Source organism: Brevundimonas sp. NPDC090276, assembly GCF_044772165.1.
Taxonomy (GTDB): Bacteria; Pseudomonadota; Alphaproteobacteria; order Caulobacterales; family Caulobacteraceae; genus Brevundimonas.
Genome location: NZ_JBIVYK010000003.1, coordinates 124,362 through 141,503, shown reverse-complemented (window position 1 = coordinate 141,503; position 17,142 = coordinate 124,362). Strand labels below are relative to the sequence as shown.

Sequence of the window (17,142 nt, the reverse complement as noted above, 5' to 3'; positions counted from 1 at the left end):
GTTCACCGGAACCGTGACGGCGGAATGTCGCTTAGGTCAGGAAAGGCTCAAGGAGGAGACGCGGCCATGGCTGACCCTGACGACCTGCCGGAAGACCCGGCTCTCGACACCGACGAGGTCGAAACCAACCGCGCCCTGGAGCAGGGCCTGGGCGTCGGCGCCCGCGAACTGGCCGCGATCGGCGAGTCCGGTGCGGCGGGCACGCTGGAGCGCCCGCTGGACGAAGACGGCGAACCGGTCGAACCGGAAATCGAGGTCGACGAACTGGGCCGCAGCGCCAGCGTGCTGGACCGAAAGAAGCCGCCTCAGGTCGACGACAAGGAGCAGCTGGACAAGGAATCCGACGCCTGATCGATGGGTGCTTGACCCGCTTCGCGACGCATCGTTCCATCGCTCGATGAGCGATGTTCGGTTCGGCGATCCCCAGGCTCTTTTGGCGCAGGCGCGCGCGGCGCGTGACCGCGCCGATTTTGCGGGGGCGACGTCAGCCGCTGACGCCTTGTTGCACCTCAACCCTCGCGACCCGCGCGCCCTGGTGCTGAAGGCGGACGCCCTGGCAGGGCAGGGAGATCATCGTTCGGCCATGGCCTTCTATGGCGCCGCTCTGGCGCAGGGACGCGCCATCGCCATGCCGCCCCCTGATCTGCGCGCGGAACTGGAGCGTGCGGCGCGCGCCCAGGCGGATGGCGCGCGGCGATTCGAGCAGGGACTGCGCGACGGACTTGAAGAGCGGGGCTATCACCCGGCGTCCTCCAGCGCGCGTTTCGCCGCCTCACTGGACCTGATCACGGGACGTCGGCGGCTCTATTACCAGCAGCCCAAGTTCTACATGTTTCCGGGCCTGCCCCAGATCGAGTTCCAGCCGCGCGAGACGGTTGACTGGCTGGCCGGGGTTGAGGCGGCGGCGCCCGCGATCCGCGAGGAATTGGACGCGATCCTGGCGGAGCCCGCCCTGTTCGCCCCCTATATAGAGGATCGCGCCAATCGCCCCAGGAATGATCAGGCCGGCATGCTCGACAACGCCGCCTGGAGCGCGGTCTTTCTGTGGAAGGACGGGGCCGAGGTTCCTGAGGTAGCCGCCCGCTGTCCCGAGACCATGAGGGCGCTGGCGGAGGCGCCCCTGTGCCGCATTCCCGGCCGCTCGCCGTCGATCCTGTTTTCGAAACTTCAGGCCGGGGCGAAGATTCCGCCCCACCACGGCCTGATCAATCCGCGCCTGATCTGCCACCTGCCGCTGGTCGCGCCGCCGGGCTCGCATTTTCGCGTCGGCGGCGAGACGCGCGAATGGAAGGAGGGGCAGGCCTGGGCCTTTGACGACACCATCGAGCACGAGGCATGGAACGGCAGCGGCCGCGACCGCACCATCCTGATCTTCGACGTATGGAAGCCCGAGATCACCGCCGAGGAGCAGGACCTGATCCGCGCCCTGTTCGCCACCATCGACGCGACCGGAGGCGGCGCGCCGAAGCTGGGCGTTTAAGCCGCGGCGTAGATGCTCTGGAACAGGGTGGCGCCGTCGGCGCTGCCCAGTTCGGCTTCGAAGGCGCGGTCGGGGTGGGGCATCATGCCCAGGACATTGCCGCGCGCGTTCTGGATGCCGGCGATGTCGGCGACCGAGCCGTTGGGGTTGTCGACATAGCGGAACACCACCTGGCCCTCGCCTTCGAGACGGGCCAGGGTCTCGGCGTCGGCGAAGTAGTTACCGTCGCCGTTGCCCTGGGTCATGACGACCTCGCGCTGGCCCTGATAGCCTGAGGTGAAGCGGGTCTGGCCGTTGGCGACCGTCAGGCTGATCGGCTTGCAGACGTATTTCAGTCCGGCGTTGCGCAGCAGGGCGCCCGGCAGCATGCCGGCCTCGCACAGGACCTGGAAGCCGTTGCAGATGCCGACCACGGTGACGCCGTCGTCAGCGGCCTTCTTGACCGCCTGCATGATCGGGGCCTGGGCCGCCATCGCGCCGCAGCGCAGATAGTCGCCGTAGGAGAAGCCGCCCGGCAGGACAATCAGATCGAGGCCTTTCGGCAGCTCGGTCTCGGCGTGCCAGACCATTTCGACCTGCTCGCCAGTGGAGCGTTCGATGGCGACCTTGCAGTCGCGATCACAGTTGGACCCGGGGAAGACGATGACAGCTGCGCTCATGGGCGGGCCTCCTAGCATCAATTGTTTGGGATGTCAGGCGTGGCTTTGACCTGTCTTGCGTCCGGTCAGCCAGGCGACGACCCAGACCGCGAAACCACCCAGCGACAGGGCCACCCCGACCCAGCCGGTCGAGGTCCAGCCCCAGCCCGCGGCCACGGCCATGCCGCCCAGCAGGGGGCCGATGGCGTTGGCGGTGTTGAAGGCGGAATGGTTCAGGGCGGCTGCCAGGGTCTGCGCGTCGCCGGCCACGTCCATCAGCCGCGTTTGCAGGATGGAGCCCAGCCCGCCGCCGCCGCCGATCAGGAAGACCACGATCAGCATGGTCCAAAGATGCGGAGCCGCGAACGGATAAAGCGCCAGCGCCGCCGCGCTCCACAGGAGCAGTCCGCCGGCCGCCTTCATGCCGTAGCGGTCGGCGGCCCAGGCCCCCAGCAGGTTGCCGCTCAACATGCCCAGGCCGAACATGGCGAAGACCCAGGGCAGGACCTCAGGTCCGACCCCGGTCACGGCGGTCAGGGTCGAGGCCAGATAGGCGTAGACCGCGAACATCCCGCCGAAGCCGATGGCCCCGACGCCCAGGGTCAGCCAGACCTGACCGCGCTTCAGGGCGCCCAGCTCGCGCAGGGGGCTGGCGTCGGCGTGGGCCGGATCGCGCGGCGCGAACAGGGCGACCAGGGCCATGGTGACGATGGCCAGGACGCTGACGATGGCGAAGGTCCAGCGCCAGCCGAACTCATGGCTGATGGCCGTGGCGACCGGCACCCCGACCACGGTGGCCACCGTCAGGCCCAGCAGGATGGTGGAAACCGCGCGCGTCCTGAGCCTGAGCGGCACCAGCGACGCCGCCACCAGGGCCGCCACGCCGAAATAGGCCCCGTGCGGAATGCCGCTGAGGAAACGGAAGGCCAGCATCCACTCATAGGTCGGGGCGATGGCGCTGAGGGCGTTGCCGATGGCGAACAGGGCCATGAAGCCGATCAGCAGCAGCCAGCGCGGCAGCCGCGCCCCCAGCACCGCCAGAATCGGCGCCCCGACCACGACGCCGGCGGCATAGGCGCTGATGACATGGCCGGCGGTCGGCTCATCGACGCCCAGCCCCGCCGCGAAGTCGGGCAGGACGCTCATGGCTGCGAATTCCGTGACGCCGATGGCGAACCCGCCCATGGCCAGGGCCAGCAGCACCAGCGCCACCTTGCCGGGCTCGGCGACCGTCTCCACCGCGGGCGACGGCGCGCAGATGCGGTCGTCGATACAGGAGGCGGCGTCGGTGGGGGCCATGAACTATCGCGATGCAACAAAACTACAGTGCGTCGCAAAATAGGGGCCAGGCCCGAGCGCGCAACCTTGGCCAGGCGATCAGTTCATCACGCTTTGTTCGCGCTCCAGTTCAGGCAGCGGTCAGTTCGCCGCGAACCTTGGGGTGGGACACCGACAGGCCCAGGCTCTGGGCGGCATAGAGCTCCAGTAGCAACCGGTCGTGACCATCGGGCACGCTAAGCCAACGGGCTTGGATTGGTTTGCAGCGGCCCGGAGGCGGCGCCGGCTCGCTGACGCTGATCCGAGGGGCGCCGTGGCTTGGCTTTTGCACTCGGGCGGCCAGCGCCAGACGCAACGACGGGGCCAGCATCCGCTCCTCCAGGTGAGGAGGGCTGCCGACGTGGATCGGCTCATCCTCCTGATAGAAGACATAGATCGCCCCAGACGCGGGCAACCGCGCCCGGGTCAGGGCCTTGAGCGGCTGCGCCATCAGGCGGCGGTACAGGTCGGGAACCGCCGCCAGCCTTTGGTCGTGATCCAGCGTCGCCGTCGTCACCCGCCGAGGTTCTCGTAGGTCGCGGTGATCGAGGCCTTGGCCAGGGTGTGGAAATGCAGGTTGAAGCCGAAGATCGCGCCGGAATTGTCGGGCGTCACGTCCAGCCTGTCCGTGTCCACGGCGAAGACGGTGAAGATGTAGCGATGCGGGCCGTGGCCGGCGGGCGGGGCGGCGCCGCCGAAGCCGGGCGCGCCAAAGTCGGTGCGGCCCTCGATCGCGCCGGGGGGCAGGGCAGCCCCGGCGGCCAGTTCGGTCACCTCGGCGGGGATATTGGCCACGGTCCAGTGCCAGAAGCCCGAGCCGGTCGGGGCGTCGGGGTCGAAACAGGTGATGGCGAAGCTCTTCGTGCCCTCGGGCGCGCCCGACCAGGACAACTGAGGCGCGGTGTTGCCCTTCGCATAGACCTGGGCGTCGGGCAGGACGCCGCCATCACGAAAATCGGCGGAGGTGAGGGTGAAGGTCATGCGGCGCTCCCTTGATCTGGCTGTCGGACGGAACGGTCTGGCTTCGATACCGTTGCGCAGCGACAGTCTGTTCCTAGCCAAGCTTGATCCTGGTTCAAAGCGCGGAGCGCCGGATGCTGCAAGCCCTTCTCGACCAGACCTTCCTGACGCGCGCCGTGCGGGTGCGTCTGCCGGACGGGCGCGAGCTGACGGCGGGGCCGGGAACCCCCGAACTGACGGCCGAGATCACGGACATGAAGGCGGCCCTGGCCATCGCCGCCAACCCCGATCTGGCCTTGGGCGAGGCCTTCATGGACGGGACCTTCCGGGTCGAGGGCGGCGACATCTACGACTTCTTGCAACTGACCACGTCGCAACTGGCGATCCGTCCACGCGCGGGGAAGCTGACCCTGCTGCAGCGCGTTCGGCGCGGCGCCGAGCAGGCCAATGACCGGCTGCACGCCCGCAGCAACGTCCACCACCACTATGACCTGACCGTCGACTTCTACCGCCTCTTCCTCGACGAGGACCTGCAATACTCCTGCGCCTTCTTCGAGACGCCGGACGCCAGCCTGGATCAGGCCCAGGCAGCCAAGAAGCGACGGCTGATCGACAAGCTGCTGCTGACGCCGGGCCAGAGCGCGCTGGACATCGGCTGCGGCTGGGGCGGTCTGGGCCTGTCGATGGCCGAGCGCGGGGCGCGCGTCACCGGCGTCACCCTGTCGACCGAACAGCACCGCACCGCCAACGAGCGCGCGGCGGCGCGCGGCCTGTCCGACCGGGCCGAGTTCCGGCTGCAGGACTATCGCGACCTCAACCAGACCTTCGACCGCATCATCTCGGTCGGCATGTTCGAACACGTCGGAGCGCCGAATTATCAGGAGTATTTCGACGGGGTGGCGCGCCTGCTGGCGGATGACGGGGTGGCGGTGATCCATTCCATCGGCCGCAAGACCCCGCCCAGCCGCACCCAGCCGTTCATCCGCAAATACATCTTCCCCGGCGGCTATATCCCCGCCCTGTCCGAGGTCCTGCCTGCCATCGAACGCGCGGGCCTGTGGGTCACGGACATGGAGGTGCTGCGGCTGCACTACGCCGAGACGCTGAAGGTCTGGCGGGAACGCTTCCTGGCCCGGCGCGACGAGGCCCTGACCCTCTATGACGAGCGCTTCTGCCGGATGTGGGAGTTCTATCTGGCCGCCAGCGAGGTCGCCTTCCGCGAACTGGGCCACATGGTCTTCCAGTTGCAGCTGACCAAGCAGCAGACCGCCGTGCCGCTGAGCCGGGACTATCTGTGCGAGTAGAGGTTCAGCCGAAGGCCGGGTGGTAGCGCACGTCGCCTGATCCTTCGACGAGACCAAAGGCCAGGGCCATGAAGTATTCGGGCGGCGGGCCGGGATAGGTCAGGCGTGGATCCTGAACGAAGCCGAAGCGACCGTAGTAGGAAGGCTCGCCCATGACGACGCAGCCGCGCGCGCCACCTCGGCGCAGTTCGTCCAGTCCCGCTTCGATCAGTCGGCGGCCTATGCCCTGGTTCTGACGATCGGGCGCGACGGACACGGGGCCGAGGCCGAACCAGTCGCCCTGACCGGGCCATTCAACGGGGGAAAAGGCGGCGTGGCCGACCAGCTGTCCATCGACCTCGGCCACCAGCGACAAGGTCAGGGCGCCGGTGTCGCGCAGGGCGTCGATGATGCGCGGCTCGGAGCCGTCGCTGTGCGGATGGCCGTCAAAGGCCGCCGCCGTTAGCGCCCGGATCGCGGCCCGATCCGTTTCCGTTTCGGGCCGCAGGATCATGTCAGGCGACTTCGATCCGGTAGCTTTCGATGACCGTGTTGGCCAGCAGGGTGTCGCACATGCGCTTCACCTCGGCTTCCTTGTCGGACACGCTGTCGTCGAGGTCGAACTCGATCATCTTGCCGACGCGGGCGTTGGCGACGCCGGCCCAACCCAGACCCTGCAGGGCGCCTTCAACAGCCTTGCCCTGAACGTCCAGGACGCCGGGCTTCAGGAAGACGTGAACTTTAACCTTGGCCATTAATGCAGCCCTCCCTGAATCACGGTCGGCATATCCTTCATGATGCCGAGGCGGCGGGCCACCTCGGTGTAGCTTTCGATGACGTCGCCCATGTCGCGACGGAAGCGGTCCTTGTCCAGCTTCTCGCCGGTAGCGCTGTCCCACAGGCGGCAGGAGTCCGGGCTGATCTCGTCGGCCAGGATGACGCGGGCGAAGTCGTTCTCCCACACGCGGCCGAACTCGATCTTGAAGTCCACCAGGGTGATGCCGACGGCGCCGAACATGCCGCACAGGTAGTCGTTGACGCGCACGGTCATGGCCAGGATGTCGTCCAACTCCTGGGTCGTGGCCCAGTTGAACGCCGTGATGTGTTCTTCCGTCACCATAGGGTCGTTCAGCTCATCCTTCTTGTAATAGAATTCGATGATCGAACGGGGCAGGGCGGTGCCCTCTTCCTGGCCCAGGCGTTGGGCCAGCGAGCCGGCGACGACGTTGCGGCAGACGACTTCCAGCGGAATGATCTCGACTTCGCGGATCAGCTGCTCGCGCAGGTTCAGGCGCTTGATGAAGTGGTTGGTCACGCCGATGCCGTTCAGGCGCGACATGATGAACTCGCTGATGCGATTGTTGATCACGCCCTTGCCTTCCAGCGTCGCCTTTTTCTGGGCGTTGAAGGCGGTCGCGTCGTCCTTGAAATACTGGATCAGCGTGCCCGGCTCGGGACCCTCGTAGAGGATCTTGGCCTTGCCCTCGTAGAGCTTCTTGCGCTTGGTGTTCATCACTCGGGTCCCGGAAGGGAAGGAAACGGACGGCTTCAAAACGAAAAACGCGCGGCCCGGCGATCAAGGACGGCGCGGCTTTGAATCGATGGCGGCTATATAAGGCCGCACGCCCTTTAGCCGAAGGGCGTCTGTGACACAAATATCCTCCTGTAACCTGGCGTCAGGGCCGCGACCGCGAGTCCGGTTGCGTTCGTGTGCGAGGGGGCTATAGACGGCGATGCGGACCCCAATTTCGTCCGCCACTGGAGTGACGACGCGCATGACGACCTTTGACGATCGGGAAAAGGGCTACGAGACCAAGTACGCTCTCGATCAGGAACAAGAGTTCAAGGCCATCGCGCGTCGTAACAAGATGCTGGGCCTGTGGGCGGCCGAGAAGATGGGCCTGTCGGCCGACAGCGCGGAGCAGTACGCCGCCGCCGTGGTCCGTGCCGACTTCGAGCAGCCGGGCGAGGAAGACGTCTTCCGCAAGGTCGCTGGCGACTTCAAGGCTTCGGGCATGACCGTGTCCGAGGGCGAACTGCGCTCCAAGATGGACGAACTGGCCTCGATCGCTCGCGAACAGATCCGCGCCGGCGAGTAGGCCTCGGGTCCATCCGACCGAATTCAGAAGGGCCGCTGCCGGCGACGGCAGCGGCCCTTCTTTCATTTTCCGGCCGGGTTACTTTGGCATCAGCACCGTGTCGATGACGTGGACCACGCCATTCGACTGCCCGACGTCGGCCTGGACGATCGTCGAGGTCCCACCCTTGGCGTCGGTGATGGTCCACTTGCCGCCGCCGGCGTCCTTGATCATCAGCTTCTCGCCCTGAACCGTGGTCAGGGTGGCGGTGCCGCCGCCCTTCTGGGCCTCGGCGGCGATGTCGGCGGCGGTCAGGCGACCGGGCACGACGTGATAGGTCAGGATCTTGGTCAGGGCTGCCTTTTCAGCCGGCTTCATCAGGCCTTCGCGCGTGGCCGCCGGGATTTTTTCAAAGGCGGCGTTGTCCGGGGCGAAGACGGTGAAGGGGCCGGGGCCTTCAAGGGTGGAGGCCAGGCCGGCGGCCTGGACGGCGCTGACCAGGGTGGTCAGGTTCGGGGCCTTGGAGGCGTTGACGACGATATTGTCGGCCGGGTTCATAGCCACGCCGCCGACCATGGGTTCGGTCGTGACGGGGGCCATGGCGGCGGGTTCGGCGGGCATGGCGTCGGCCGGCGCCTTCTCGACCTTGCGTTCGTTGTTGCCGCAGGCGGCCAGCGCCAGCAGGGCGGCGATCGATACGGTGGCGAGGGTGGCGGTTCGGGTGATCTTCATGGCGTCTCTCCATCGACGTCCGCTCGGTTGGGGGCGCGGCGTCGGGGAGAACTACGGTCGAGGACCGCAAAAGGATGCGGCCTACTTCAAATTTTCCGGCGCGGTCCGTGATCGCCGCCCGCTCTCAGTCGGCGAAAACAATCGTCTTTCCGTCGTGCATCAGGATGCGGTCGTGAAGATGGTGAGAGACCGCGCGGGCCAGAACCCGGCGTTCGATATCGCGGCCCTTGCGGATCAGGTCGGCGGGGGCGTCGCGGTGGCTGATGCGCTCCACGTCCTGTTCGATGATGGGGCCCTCGTCCAGGTCGGCGGTGACGTAGTGGGCCGTGGCGCCGATTACCTTCACCCCGCGCGCATGAGCCTGATGATAGGGCTTGGCGCCCTTGAAGCCCGGCAGGAAGGAGTGGTGGATGTTGATGCAGCGCCCCGCCAGCCGTCCGGCGAGATCATCCGACAGAATCTGCATGTAGCGCGCCAGCACCACCAGCTCCGTACCCGTCTCTTTGATCAGGGCTATCAGTTGGGCCTCCTGCGCCGCCTTGTCGCCACTCATCGGCAGGTGGTGGAAGGGCAGGTCGCCCAGATCGACGTGGCCGATCAGGTCGCGCGGGTGGTTGGACACGATGGCGGTCACCTGCATCGGCAGTTCGTCGATGCGCCAGCGATACAGCAGGTCAGCCAGGCAGTGGTCGAAGCGCGAGGTCAGGATCATCACCTTGCGCGGCTCTGGCCCCCGCAGGGTCCAGTCCATGTCGAACCGCTGTGCCAGCGGCGTGAAGGCGTCGCGGATGGCGGCCTCGGCGTCCCCCTCGACCGGCTCGAACACCACCCGCATGAAGAAGTAGCCGCTCAGGGCGTCACCGAACTGCTGGGCGTCGGAAATATTGGCGTCGCGTTCCAGCAGGAAGGCGGAGACGGCCGCCACGATGCCGTGGCGGTCGGGACAGGACAGGGTAAGAATCATCGAGTGGCCGACTTATTCGGGAAGGAAGTCGCTCAATATGGCCCAGCTTTCGGCCTTTGCCGACAATGATATTGCGTGCGCCGGGCTGGACGACGGCAGGTCGATCAGAGCGACACGCTCCAGATTGGCCATATCCGCCAGAATGCGCCGCCCCAGCTTCGCGGCCAGCCCGCCGTTGAAGGCCACAGCGCGCAGTTGCGGCAGACCCCCCGCCAGACCGCGCAGGTTGGCGGCCTCGGGCGAGCGGATGGCGGCGTCCAGACTACCTGACCTTTCCGCCGAGGCGATCACATCCCACAGGCCGACGCCGCGCGCCTTCAGACGATCCAGACGATCCTCATAGGGCAGGGCGGGCAGGTCCTCGCCCAGCAGCCCGCCGATCAGCGGCCAGAAGCCGTTGCGCGGATGAGCATAATACTGGGCCGCCTTCAGCGAGGCGTCGCCGGGCAGGCTGCCCAGGATCAGGACGCGGGTGCGGGCGTCGACGACAGGATCGAAGCCGACCGAACGCCCGATCGCGGACAAGGGCTTAGCCCTCGCCGAAGACCCGCTTGAACACCACGTCCACGTTCTTGGTGTGGTAGCCGAGGTCGAACAGGGCCTCGAGCTGGTCGTGGGGCAGGGTGACGCGGGCGTCGGCCTTGAGGAAGTCGAGGAAGGCGCCTTCGCCGCGCCAGACCTTCATGGCGTTCTCCTGAACCGCGGCATAGGCGTCTTCACGCGAGACGCCGGCCTGGGTCAGGGCCAGCATGACCCGTTGCGAGTGCACCAGACCGCCCAGGCGGTCGATGTTCTTCTGCATGTTCTCGGGATAGACGTTCAGGCGCTCGACCACGCCCGCCAGACGGTGCAGGGCGAAGTCCAGGTGGACCGTGGCGTCCGGGCCGATGCCGCGCTCGACCGAGGAGTGGCTGATGTCGCGCTCGTGCCACAGGGCGACGTTCTCCATCGCCGGGGTCACGGCAGAGCGGACCAGACGGGCCAGGCCGGTCAGGTTTTCGGTCAGGATCGGGTTGCGCTTGTGCGGCATGGCCGACGAGCCCTTCTGGCCCTTGTCGAAGAACTCCTCGGCTTCGAGGACTTCCGTGCGCTGCAGGTGGCGGATTTCCACGGCCAGACGCTCGATCGACGAAGCGACGACGCCAAGGGCGGCGAAGTAGGCGGCGTGGCGGTCACGCGGGATGACCTGGGTTGAGACGGGCTCGACCGCCAGACCCATCTGGTCGGCGACGTATTGCTCAACGGCCGGATCGACGTTGGCGAAGGTGCCGACGGCGCCCGAGATGGCGCAGGTGGCGATTTCCTCGCGCGCCGTGATCAGGCGGCGCTTGGCGCGCTGGAACTCGGCGTGATAGCCGGCCAGCTTCAGGCCGAAGGTCACCGGCTCGGCGTGGATGCCGTGCGAGCGACCGACGGTCGGGGTGTATTTGTGTTCCTTGGCGCGGACTTCCAGCGCGGCCAGAACCCGGTCGACGCCGCCCAGCAGCAGGTCGGTCGAGCGCGCCAGCTGCACCGCGAAACAGGTGTCCAGTACGTCCGAGGAGGTCATGCCCTGGTGCAGGAAGCGGGCTTCCTCGCCGACGATTTCCGATACATGGGTCAGGAAGGCGATGACGTCGTGCTTGGTGGTGCGTTCGATCTCGTCGATGCGGTCGGCATCGAAGGTCACGTCCTTGCCCTTGGCCCAGATGGCCTCGGCCGATTCCATGGGAATCACGCCCAGCTCGGCCATTTTCGTGGCGGCGTGGGCCTCGATCTCGAACCAGATCTTGTACTTGGTCTCTTGCGACCAGATGGCGACGGCTTCGGGGCGGGTATAGCGCGTGATCATGGACCGGTCGTGTCGTTCGCGACGGCCCGCGAGTCAAGGTTCGCCATTGACTTCGCGCCCGCTTGTCCCAGATAGGGGCCTCAGAGGACGACCTCTCCCTTCTTTGGGCATGACCGCCGGGACGACCCGGTTCGCCATGCAAGGGAGTAGCGTCATGGCCTGGATTTTCCTTCTTCTCGCCGGCGTCCTTGAGGTCGTCTGGGCCTTCCTGATGAAGGCGTCCGACGGGTTCAGCAAACCCTGGCCGACCATCGGCACCATCGCCTTCATGATCGTCAGCTTCGGCCTGTTGTCGATGGCGATGAAGACCCTGCCCCTGGGCACAGCCTACGCCATCTGGACCGGCATCGGCGCAGTCGGCGCCTTCATTGTCGGCGTCATGGTGCTGGGCGAGGCCCTGACCCCCATGCGGATCGGAGGGGTGGTGCTGATCGTCTCGGGCCTGGTTGTGCTGAAGCTTTCGTCCAGTCATTGATGGCGCATAGCCTCGAGGGAGCAACGACCATGGAACTGGTGATCGGCGACAAGCTCTATTCCACCTGGTCGTTGCGGCCCTGGCTGGTGCTGAAGCGTTGCGGCGCGGACTTCACCGAAACGGTCATTCGTCTGAACCGGCCCGACACTGCCGAGCAGATCGCCCTTCATTCATCGGCCGGGCGGGTGCCGGTGCTGAAGGTCGACGGCGAGACCATCTGGGACAGCCTGTCAATCTCGGTCTGGTGCGCCGAACGCTATCCCGAGGCCCGGCTGTGGCCCGCCGACGCCCATGCGCGCTGGCAGGCCCGGTCGGTGGTCTGCGAGATGCATTCCGGCTTCATGGCCCTGCGCACCGAATGCGGCATGGCCCCGGACCATTCCATGGTCGGTCCGGACCGCAGCCCGCCGCCGAAGGGCGACGACACGGCCGCCGACATCCGCCGTCTGGTGCAGATCTTCCGCGAAGCGCGCGTCCGCTTCGGCGCGGGCGGTCCGTATCTGTACGGCGAATGGTCGATCGCCGACGCCTTCTTCACCCCGGTCGCGGCGAGGGTGCGTCATTTCCAGATCGACCTGGCGGCCCACGGCGACGTGGACGGCGTGGCTCGGGTCTATGTCGACGCCCTTTTGGCCCAGCCCGACTTCATCGCCTGGGGCGAGGACGCTCTGGCTAACGCTGCTTAAGCTTGGTCGAAAACCGGCGATTAACGACTGATGTTACAATCTGTCCTCACGGCGTCAGGCCGTGGGGGACAGGCGATGCGGACGATCAGTCGCAACACCAACTGGGGCAAGACGGCGCGGGGCTATTTCCTCGCTGGTCTGGCCTTCGCCTTTGTCTGGGCCATGCTGCTGTCGAGCGTGGTCTGAAGGGGCTCTAGCGGGTTCCCGCGACCGGGGCGGCCTCGGCCACCTGCATCGGCGCGACCGGCGGCGGGGCCACATAGTCCAGACGGATCGGCACGGCCCTGGCGCCCGAGGCCACGGCGTCCAGCGTGTTCAGCGGCGCGCCCAGCATCCGCTGATAGATCCAGTAGGCCGCCACGACCTTTTCCACGTACTCGCGGGCCTGGGGCACGTCGATGGTTTCGATCAGCAGCAGGGGGTCGGCGTCCGGCCCCAGCTTGCGCACCGCGGCCAGCATTGGTCCCGGCCCGGCGTTGTAGGAGGCCACGGCCTTCAGCAGATCGCCCTGGAAGGATTCGATCTGGAACAGGCGGTTCACATAGTCCTGACCCAGCTTCAGGTTGGTGGCCGGGACGAACAAGCGTTCGGGGCTGCGCACATAGCCCTGATCCCCGGTCATGTAGGCGGCGGTCGCGGGCATGACCTGCATCATGCCATAGGCCCCGGCGCCCGAGCGGGCGGTGGCGTTGAAGTCGGTTTCCTTGCGGGCGATGGCGTAAACCAACGCCTTTTCGATGGTGAAGCCGCCCTCGGGCTGAAGGTCGGGCATGGGATAGCGGGTGGCGTCGATGCGGGCGGCGTCGGACTGGGCCGCCCGGTTCGGGGCCACGGTGCGGTAAAGGCCCGCCCACAGGCGCCGCGCGCCGTCGTCGTCGGCCGCGCGCATGCCGGTGCGGGCGGCTTCCTCGGCCTCGTTGCGGCGACCGACCTCGTAAAGGGCGACCGTGCGGCGGGCGGTCTCGTCGGAGCGGATGAAGGCGTTCAGTTCGCGGGCGTCGACGCCGGTCGGCTCGGGCGTGAAGCCGGCGCGCTGCATTGTCGCCGCGCCATAGGCACGCGGGCCTATGTTCTCGATGACCGGCTCTTCGCCGAGCTGGCGCAGGGCGATCTGACCATAGAAGGTGGCGGGCCAGCGCGCGGCCTTGCGCAGGTGCTCGGCCACCTTGTCCTGGCGGCCCGACTGGGCGGCGGCGCGGGCGGTCCAGAAGGCGGCGCCGGCGCGAACCCAGGGATCTTCAGTCGGGTCCTCGGCCACGCGCTCGAAGGCGCGATAGGCGTCGGAGAATTCGTTCAGCCGCCATGCGGCGAGCCCGGCGCTCCACCAGTCGCCCATTTCGGCGCCGGTGCGATAGGCGCCGGCCAGATCGTCATTGTTCAGGGCGACGCGGGCCGCCTTGGCTGGATCGGTGACGCCGCCGGTCCCGGCGCCCGTCACGCTGGCCCAGGTGCGCTCCAGCAGGTTGCCGGGGCGTTTCGGCTCGGCCGCGCCGTCGGGCAGGCGGCGCATGGCCAGGGTATAGACCCGCTGGGCCATCGGCAGGTCGGCATAGGTCTCCAGCCAGGCCGCCAGTTCATCATAGGTGGCGACATGGGTTGGGTGGAACAGCCGCTCGAACTCGACCTGGCCCAGCAGGATGCGGTCCTGGGCCTGACGAGCCGAGGCGCGGGCCAGCTCCAGATCGCCGCGCCTCAGGGCGTCGAAGGCGGTGGTGTAGCTGAGCCGATCGGAACTGCTCAGGGCCGTCGGGGTTCTATCGGAGTCATTCGCGGCATAGGCGCTTCCGCCGTTATCTGCCCCGCTTTCAGCAGCCAGGGCGGCGGGCGCAACCGTGGCGCAGAGCGCAGCAGCGAGCAGGGGCGCGAGGACCGCGCGGCGGAAAAGGTACATACGCGGCGGCCCCCTTCGTCGGCGCTTCTCCCTCCTCGACGTCGGGACTGTCAGCGCTCTGTGGACTGGTCGTCAGCCGCCTAACATGCCCCAGTCAGGCTTTCGGCTCAACCTGGGCCGTATCCAGACGCGCCGCCAGCGACAGCATGTCGGTCCAGGCGACCCGCTTGGCCTGGGGCTGGCGCAGCAGGAAGGCGGGGTGCAGGGTGGTCATGACAGGCGCCGAAACCGCGCCTTCGTTCGGTCGCCATTCGCGCCACTGGCCGCGAATTTTCATCAGGCCTTCCTCGGTGTTCAGCACCGATTTCGCGGCCGCCGCCCCGACCAACAGCACGGCCTTGGGCTGCATCAGAGCAAAGGCGCGTTCCAGGAAGGGGGCGCAGGCCGCTTGTTCCTGCGGCGTGGGCAGGCGGTCGCCCGGCGGCTTCCAGAAGACGGTGTTGGTCATGAAGACCTGATCGGCCAGACCGGCCGCCGCCAGCATCCGGTCCAGCAACTGGCCCGGTTGCCCGACGAAGGGCTCGCCGCGCAGGTCCTCGGTCTCGCCCGGCGATTCGCCGATCAGCAGGACCGACCCCTTGGGATTGCCGCGCGCGAACACCGCCTGCCGCGCCCCCATGGCCCGCAGAGGGCAGCCCTGGAAGGCCGCGACCGCCTCGGCCAATTCGCCCATGGTCGTGGCGGCGGCGGCCAGACGGCGCGCCTCGGCCACGGCGTCGGCCCCTGACATTCCAGCGTATTGGCCTCCGTGCAGGGCCGTGACGGTGGCGGAGGCCTTCAGCATCACCTGCGGGGCCGGCGGGGCCACAAAGACGGTGCGGTCGACCGGCGCGTCCAGATAGCAGGCGTCCACGCCCGCATCGCGCCAGAAGGCGAGCAGGGCTTCGGTTGCGGCGGTGTCGAGGGGCTGGGGCGTCATTCCGTGACAGGGATAAGCCTTGACCGCCGCTGCGTCACCTCACGATAAGACGGATAACCACGACGATAACGAGGATTCAGGGGATCATGGGCGAGCAAGCGATCGAAGGCGGCGCAATCAATGCGTGGCAGGAAGCCGTCATCGACAAGCTGCCGCCGGCGGAAGCGCTGGAAGGCGTCGAACGCGAGGTCATGGAATACGACGTTGTCATCGTCGGCGGCGGCCCCGCCGGCCTGTCCGCCGCCATCCGCCTGAAGCAGCGCGCCGAAAAGGACGGGAAAGAGATTTCCGTCGCCGTTCTGGAGAAGTCGGCCGAGATCGGCGGCCACATCCTGTCGGGCGCCGTGATCGATCCCAAGGCCCTGAACGAGCTCTTCCCCGATTGGAAGGAGCGCGGCGCGCCGCTGGAGACCCCGGTCAAGACGGACAAGTTCCTGGTGCTGGGTCCGCAGGGGCAGGCCTCGCTGCCGATGTTCGCCATGCCGCCCTTCATGCACAACCACGGCTGCTACATCGCCTCCCTGGGCAATGTGGCGCGCTGGCTGGGCGAACAGGCCGAGGCCCTGGGCGTCGAGGTCTATCCCGGCATGGCCGCCAGCCATGTCGTCTGGGACGAACCGTCGGGCCGGGTGAAGGGCGTCGTCGCCGGCGTCTTCGGCATCGATCGCGAAGGCAAGCCGACCGGCGACTTCCAGCCTGGTCTGGAACTGCACGGCAAGTATGTCTTCATCGCCGAGGGCGTGCGCGGCTCGCTGGCCAAGACCATCATGGCCCGCCACGATCTGACGGCGAACTCGGACCCGCAGAAGTTCGGCATCGGCCTGAAGGAGCTGTGGCAGATTCCGGCCGAGAAACATCAGCCCGGCCTGGTCCAGCACACGACCGGCTGGCCGCTGGACGACAAGACGGGCGGCGGGTCCTTCCTCTACCACTTCGGCGACCGCTACGTGTCGGTCGGCTTCGTGGTGCACCTGAACTACCAGAATCCCTATCTGTCGCCCTTCGACGAGTTCCAGCAGTTCAAGCATCACCCGGCCATCGCCGAGCATCTGGAGGGCGGCACGCGCATCTCCTACGGCGCTCGCGCCATCACTGAGGGCGGCTTCCAGTCGGTGCCCAAGCTGGCATTCCCTGGCGGCGCCCTGATCGGCTGCTCGGCGGGCTTCGTGAACGTGCCGCGCATCAAGGGCAGCCACAACGCCATGAAGACCGGCATGCTGGCCGCTGACGCCGCCTATGACGCCGTCATCGCGGGCCGCGAGGGCGACGTGCTGGACGCCTATGAAGAGGCCTACAAGACCTCCTGGGTCTACAAGGAGCTGAAGATCGTCCGTAACGCCAAGCCCATGCTGTCCAAGCTGGGCACCATGATGGGCGGCGCGGTCAGCATGTTCGACATGTGGGTCAACCATCTGACCGGCGGCTTCTCCTTCTTCGGCACCATGAAGCACACCAAGACGGACGCGGCCTCGACCGGTCTGGCCAAGGACTTCAAGCCGATCACCTATCCCAAGCCGGACGGCAAGCTGTCGTTCGACAAGCTGTCGTCGGTCTTCATCTCGAACACCAACCACGCCGAGGACCAGCCGGCTCACCTGAAGCTGCTGAACGCTTCGGTGCCGATCGAGGTGAACCTGCCGAAGTATGGCGAACCGGCGCGGCTCTATTGCCCGGCGGGCGTCTATGAGGTGCTGACCGACGAGCAGGGCCAGAACCCGCGCTTCCAGATCAACGCCCAGAACTGCGTCCACTGCAAAACATGCGACATCAAGGACCCGTCGCAGAACATCGTCTGGACCACGCCCGAAGGCGGCGGCGGCCCCAACTACCCGAACATGTAAGGCCGAGGGGTTTCAGCCCCTTGCGGGCGGAAGGGAAAGCGTGAAGG

The 17,142-nt window shown here is 67.2% G+C and carries 20 protein-coding genes; 7 read left to right on the top strand and 13 right to left on the bottom strand.

Translation table 11 applies throughout. The features are described from left to right. Window positions 1–66 precede the first annotated feature (66 nt). Together ACIQTU_RS12490 and ACIQTU_RS12485 are read left to right on the top strand one after the other, a co-directional pair. Complete coding sequence (locus ACIQTU_RS12490; protein WP_400547484.1) at window positions 67–351, top strand: hypothetical protein; 285 nt, start codon at window positions 67–69, stop codon at window positions 349–351. 46 nt (window positions 352–397) lie between these two features. Beyond that, complete coding sequence (locus tag ACIQTU_RS12485; RefSeq protein ID WP_400547481.1) at window positions 398–1,480, top strand: aspartyl/asparaginyl beta-hydroxylase domain-containing protein; 1,083 nt, start codon at window positions 398–400, stop codon at window positions 1,478–1,480. Here ACIQTU_RS12485 and purQ read toward each other — a convergent pair. From purQ to ACIQTU_RS12465, 4 genes are all read right to left on the bottom strand, one after another. Further along, entirely contained in the window at window positions 1,477–2,139 is a 663-nt protein-coding gene (purQ, locus tag ACIQTU_RS12480) for a phosphoribosylformylglycinamidine synthase subunit PurQ (RefSeq protein WP_400547478.1), read from the bottom strand. The two genes, ACIQTU_RS12485 and purQ, sit on opposite strands and share 4 nt — an antisense overlap. 33 nt (window positions 2,140–2,172) lie before the next feature. Further along, window positions 2,173–3,417 carry an MFS transporter gene (locus ACIQTU_RS12475; RefSeq protein WP_400547475.1) on the bottom strand — a complete coding sequence of 415 codons (1,245 nt, stop codon included), beginning with the start codon at window positions 3,415–3,417 and terminating at the stop codon, window positions 2,173–2,175. A 109-nt stretch (window positions 3,418–3,526) separates the two neighbouring features. Then, window positions 3,527–3,952: a hypothetical protein gene (locus ACIQTU_RS12470; protein WP_400547471.1), complete on the bottom strand. Its 426-nt coding sequence runs from the start codon at window positions 3,950–3,952 to the stop codon at window positions 3,527–3,529. Further along, the gene (locus tag ACIQTU_RS12465; RefSeq protein WP_400547468.1) at window positions 3,949–4,416 is read right to left on the bottom strand and encodes a YbhB/YbcL family Raf kinase inhibitor-like protein; all 468 of its coding nucleotides are present in this window, start codon (window positions 4,414–4,416) and stop codon (window positions 3,949–3,951) included. Before ACIQTU_RS12465 ends, ACIQTU_RS12470 begins: the two co-directional genes overlap by 4 nt. A gap of 113 nt (window positions 4,417–4,529) precedes the next feature. Here ACIQTU_RS12465 and ACIQTU_RS12460 point away from each other — a divergent pair, with 113 nt between their 5' ends. Further along, window positions 4,530–5,699, top strand: a complete 1,170-nt coding sequence (locus ACIQTU_RS12460) for a class I SAM-dependent methyltransferase (protein ID WP_400547465.1) — start codon at window positions 4,530–4,532, stop codon at window positions 5,697–5,699. Between the two features lie 4 nt (window positions 5,700–5,703). Here ACIQTU_RS12460 and ACIQTU_RS12455 read toward each other — a convergent pair whose 3' ends face one another. Genes ACIQTU_RS12455 through purC form a run of 3 tightly spaced genes read right to left on the bottom strand, consistent with a single transcriptional unit; the run spans window position 5,704 to window position 7,191 of the window. After that, window positions 5,704–6,192 carry a GNAT family N-acetyltransferase gene (locus tag ACIQTU_RS12455; RefSeq protein ID WP_400547462.1) on the bottom strand — a complete coding sequence of 163 codons (489 nt, stop codon included), beginning with the start codon at window positions 6,190–6,192 and terminating at the stop codon, window positions 5,704–5,706. A gap of 1 nt (window position 6,193) precedes the next feature. Then, window positions 6,194–6,433 (bottom strand): phosphoribosylformylglycinamidine synthase subunit PurS, encoded by a 240-nt coding sequence (gene purS / locus ACIQTU_RS12450; RefSeq protein WP_105563084.1) that lies wholly within the window; start codon window positions 6,431–6,433, stop codon window positions 6,194–6,196. Further along, window positions 6,433–7,191 (bottom strand): phosphoribosylaminoimidazolesuccinocarboxamide synthase, encoded by a 759-nt coding sequence (gene purC, locus ACIQTU_RS12445; RefSeq protein ID WP_400547458.1) that lies wholly within the window; start codon window positions 7,189–7,191, stop codon window positions 6,433–6,435. The genes purS and purC overlap by 1 nt, the downstream gene beginning before the upstream one ends. 262 nt (window positions 7,192–7,453) lie before the next feature. On the opposite strand from purC, the gene ACIQTU_RS12440 reads away from it, so the two are divergent. Next, window positions 7,454–7,777 carry a DUF1476 domain-containing protein gene (locus ACIQTU_RS12440; protein ID WP_400547455.1) on the top strand — a complete coding sequence of 108 codons (324 nt, stop codon included), beginning with the start codon at window positions 7,454–7,456 and terminating at the stop codon, window positions 7,775–7,777. Window positions 7,778–7,855: 78 nt separating this feature from the next. Here ACIQTU_RS12440 and ACIQTU_RS12435 read toward each other — a convergent pair whose 3' ends face one another. The 4 genes from ACIQTU_RS12435 to purB form a co-directional block, all read right to left on the bottom strand. Further along, the gene (locus ACIQTU_RS12435) at window positions 7,856–8,488 is read right to left on the bottom strand and encodes a fasciclin domain-containing protein (protein WP_400547452.1); all 633 of its coding nucleotides are present in this window, start codon (window positions 8,486–8,488) and stop codon (window positions 7,856–7,858) included. Window positions 8,489–8,612: 124 nt separating this feature from the next. Continuing rightward, complete coding sequence (gene purU / locus ACIQTU_RS12430; RefSeq protein ID WP_400547449.1) at window positions 8,613–9,452, bottom strand: formyltetrahydrofolate deformylase; 840 nt, start codon at window positions 9,450–9,452, stop codon at window positions 8,613–8,615. A gap of 12 nt (window positions 9,453–9,464) precedes the next feature. After that, entirely contained in the window at window positions 9,465–9,968 is a 504-nt protein-coding gene (locus ACIQTU_RS12425; RefSeq protein ID WP_400548976.1) for a DNA-deoxyinosine glycosylase, read from the bottom strand. 13 nt (window positions 9,969–9,981) lie between these two features. Next, window positions 9,982–11,283: an adenylosuccinate lyase gene (gene purB / locus ACIQTU_RS12420; protein WP_400547446.1), complete on the bottom strand. Its 1,302-nt coding sequence runs from the start codon at window positions 11,281–11,283 to the stop codon at window positions 9,982–9,984. A gap of 154 nt (window positions 11,284–11,437) precedes the next feature. On the opposite strand from purB, the gene ACIQTU_RS12415 reads away from it, so the two are divergent. Further along, on the top strand, window positions 11,438–11,758 hold the full coding sequence (locus tag ACIQTU_RS12415; protein WP_312065575.1) for a multidrug efflux SMR transporter: 321 nt from the start codon (window positions 11,438–11,440) through the stop codon (window positions 11,756–11,758). 29 nt (window positions 11,759–11,787) lie between these two features. Next, window positions 11,788–12,444 (top strand): glutathione S-transferase family protein, encoded by a 657-nt coding sequence (locus ACIQTU_RS12410; RefSeq protein ID WP_400547443.1) that lies wholly within the window; start codon window positions 11,788–11,790, stop codon window positions 12,442–12,444. 193 nt (window positions 12,445–12,637) lie between these two features. Here ACIQTU_RS12410 and ACIQTU_RS12405 read toward each other — a convergent pair whose 3' ends face one another. Both ACIQTU_RS12405 and ACIQTU_RS12400 read right to left on the bottom strand, forming a co-directional pair. Further along, window positions 12,638–14,335, bottom strand: a complete 1,698-nt coding sequence (locus ACIQTU_RS12405; RefSeq protein ID WP_400547440.1) for a lytic transglycosylase domain-containing protein — start codon at window positions 14,333–14,335, stop codon at window positions 12,638–12,640. 94 nt (window positions 14,336–14,429) lie between these two features. After that, on the bottom strand, window positions 14,430–15,254 hold the full coding sequence (locus ACIQTU_RS12400; protein WP_400547437.1) for a uracil-DNA glycosylase family protein: 825 nt from the start codon (window positions 15,252–15,254) through the stop codon (window positions 14,430–14,432). Between the two features lie 191 nt (window positions 15,255–15,445). On the opposite strand from ACIQTU_RS12400, the gene ACIQTU_RS12395 reads away from it, so the two are divergent. Further along, entirely contained in the window at window positions 15,446–17,095 is a 1,650-nt protein-coding gene (locus ACIQTU_RS12395) for an electron transfer flavoprotein-ubiquinone oxidoreductase (protein WP_400548973.1), read from the top strand. The last annotated feature ends 47 nt before the right edge of the window (window positions 17,096–17,142 follow it).

What these genes read in the sequence shown, in the direction of transcription:
- ACIQTU_RS12475 (WP_400547475.1), bottom strand. Translation starts at nt 3,417, where the DNA reads ATGGCCCCCACCGACGCCGCCTCCTGTATCGACGACCGCATCTGCGCG.
- ACIQTU_RS12460 (WP_400547465.1), top strand. Translation starts at nt 4,530, where the DNA reads ATGCTGCAAGCCCTTCTCGACCAGACCTTCCTGACGCGCGCCGTGCGG.
- ACIQTU_RS12490 (WP_400547484.1), top strand. Translation starts at nt 67, where the DNA reads ATGGCTGACCCTGACGACCTGCCGGAAGACCCGGCTCTCGACACCGAC.
- ACIQTU_RS12400 (WP_400547437.1), bottom strand. Translation starts at nt 15,254, where the DNA reads ATGACGCCCCAGCCCCTCGACACCGCCGCAACCGAAGCCCTGCTCGCC.
- ACIQTU_RS12415 (WP_312065575.1), top strand. Translation starts at nt 11,438, where the DNA reads ATGGCCTGGATTTTCCTTCTTCTCGCCGGCGTCCTTGAGGTCGTCTGG.
- purB (WP_400547446.1), bottom strand. Translation starts at nt 11,283, where the DNA reads ATGATCACGCGCTATACCCGCCCCGAAGCCGTCGCCATCTGGTCGCAA.
- ACIQTU_RS12440 (WP_400547455.1), top strand. Translation starts at nt 7,454, where the DNA reads ATGACGACCTTTGACGATCGGGAAAAGGGCTACGAGACCAAGTACGCT.
- ACIQTU_RS12465 (WP_400547468.1), bottom strand. Translation starts at nt 4,416, where the DNA reads ATGACCTTCACCCTCACCTCCGCCGATTTTCGTGATGGCGGCGTCCTG.
- ACIQTU_RS12410 (WP_400547443.1), top strand. Translation starts at nt 11,788, where the DNA reads ATGGAACTGGTGATCGGCGACAAGCTCTATTCCACCTGGTCGTTGCGG.
- purU (WP_400547449.1), bottom strand. Translation starts at nt 9,452, where the DNA reads ATGATTCTTACCCTGTCCTGTCCCGACCGCCACGGCATCGTGGCGGCC.
- purQ (WP_400547478.1), bottom strand. Translation starts at nt 2,139, where the DNA reads ATGAGCGCAGCTGTCATCGTCTTCCCCGGGTCCAACTGTGATCGCGAC.
- ACIQTU_RS12435 (WP_400547452.1), bottom strand. Translation starts at nt 8,488, where the DNA reads ATGAAGATCACCCGAACCGCCACCCTCGCCACCGTATCGATCGCCGCC.
- ACIQTU_RS12395 (WP_400548973.1), top strand. Translation starts at nt 15,446, where the DNA reads ATGGAATACGACGTTGTCATCGTCGGCGGCGGCCCCGCCGGCCTGTCC.
- ACIQTU_RS12455 (WP_400547462.1), bottom strand. Translation starts at nt 6,192, where the DNA reads ATGATCCTGCGGCCCGAAACGGAAACGGATCGGGCCGCGATCCGGGCG.
- purC (WP_400547458.1), bottom strand. Translation starts at nt 7,191, where the DNA reads ATGAACACCAAGCGCAAGAAGCTCTACGAGGGCAAGGCCAAGATCCTC.
- ACIQTU_RS12405 (WP_400547440.1), bottom strand. Translation starts at nt 14,335, where the DNA reads ATGTACCTTTTCCGCCGCGCGGTCCTCGCGCCCCTGCTCGCTGCTGCG.
- purS (WP_105563084.1), bottom strand. Translation starts at nt 6,433, where the DNA reads ATGGCCAAGGTTAAAGTTCACGTCTTCCTGAAGCCCGGCGTCCTGGAC.
- ACIQTU_RS12485 (WP_400547481.1), top strand. Translation starts at nt 398, where the DNA reads ATGAGCGATGTTCGGTTCGGCGATCCCCAGGCTCTTTTGGCGCAGGCG.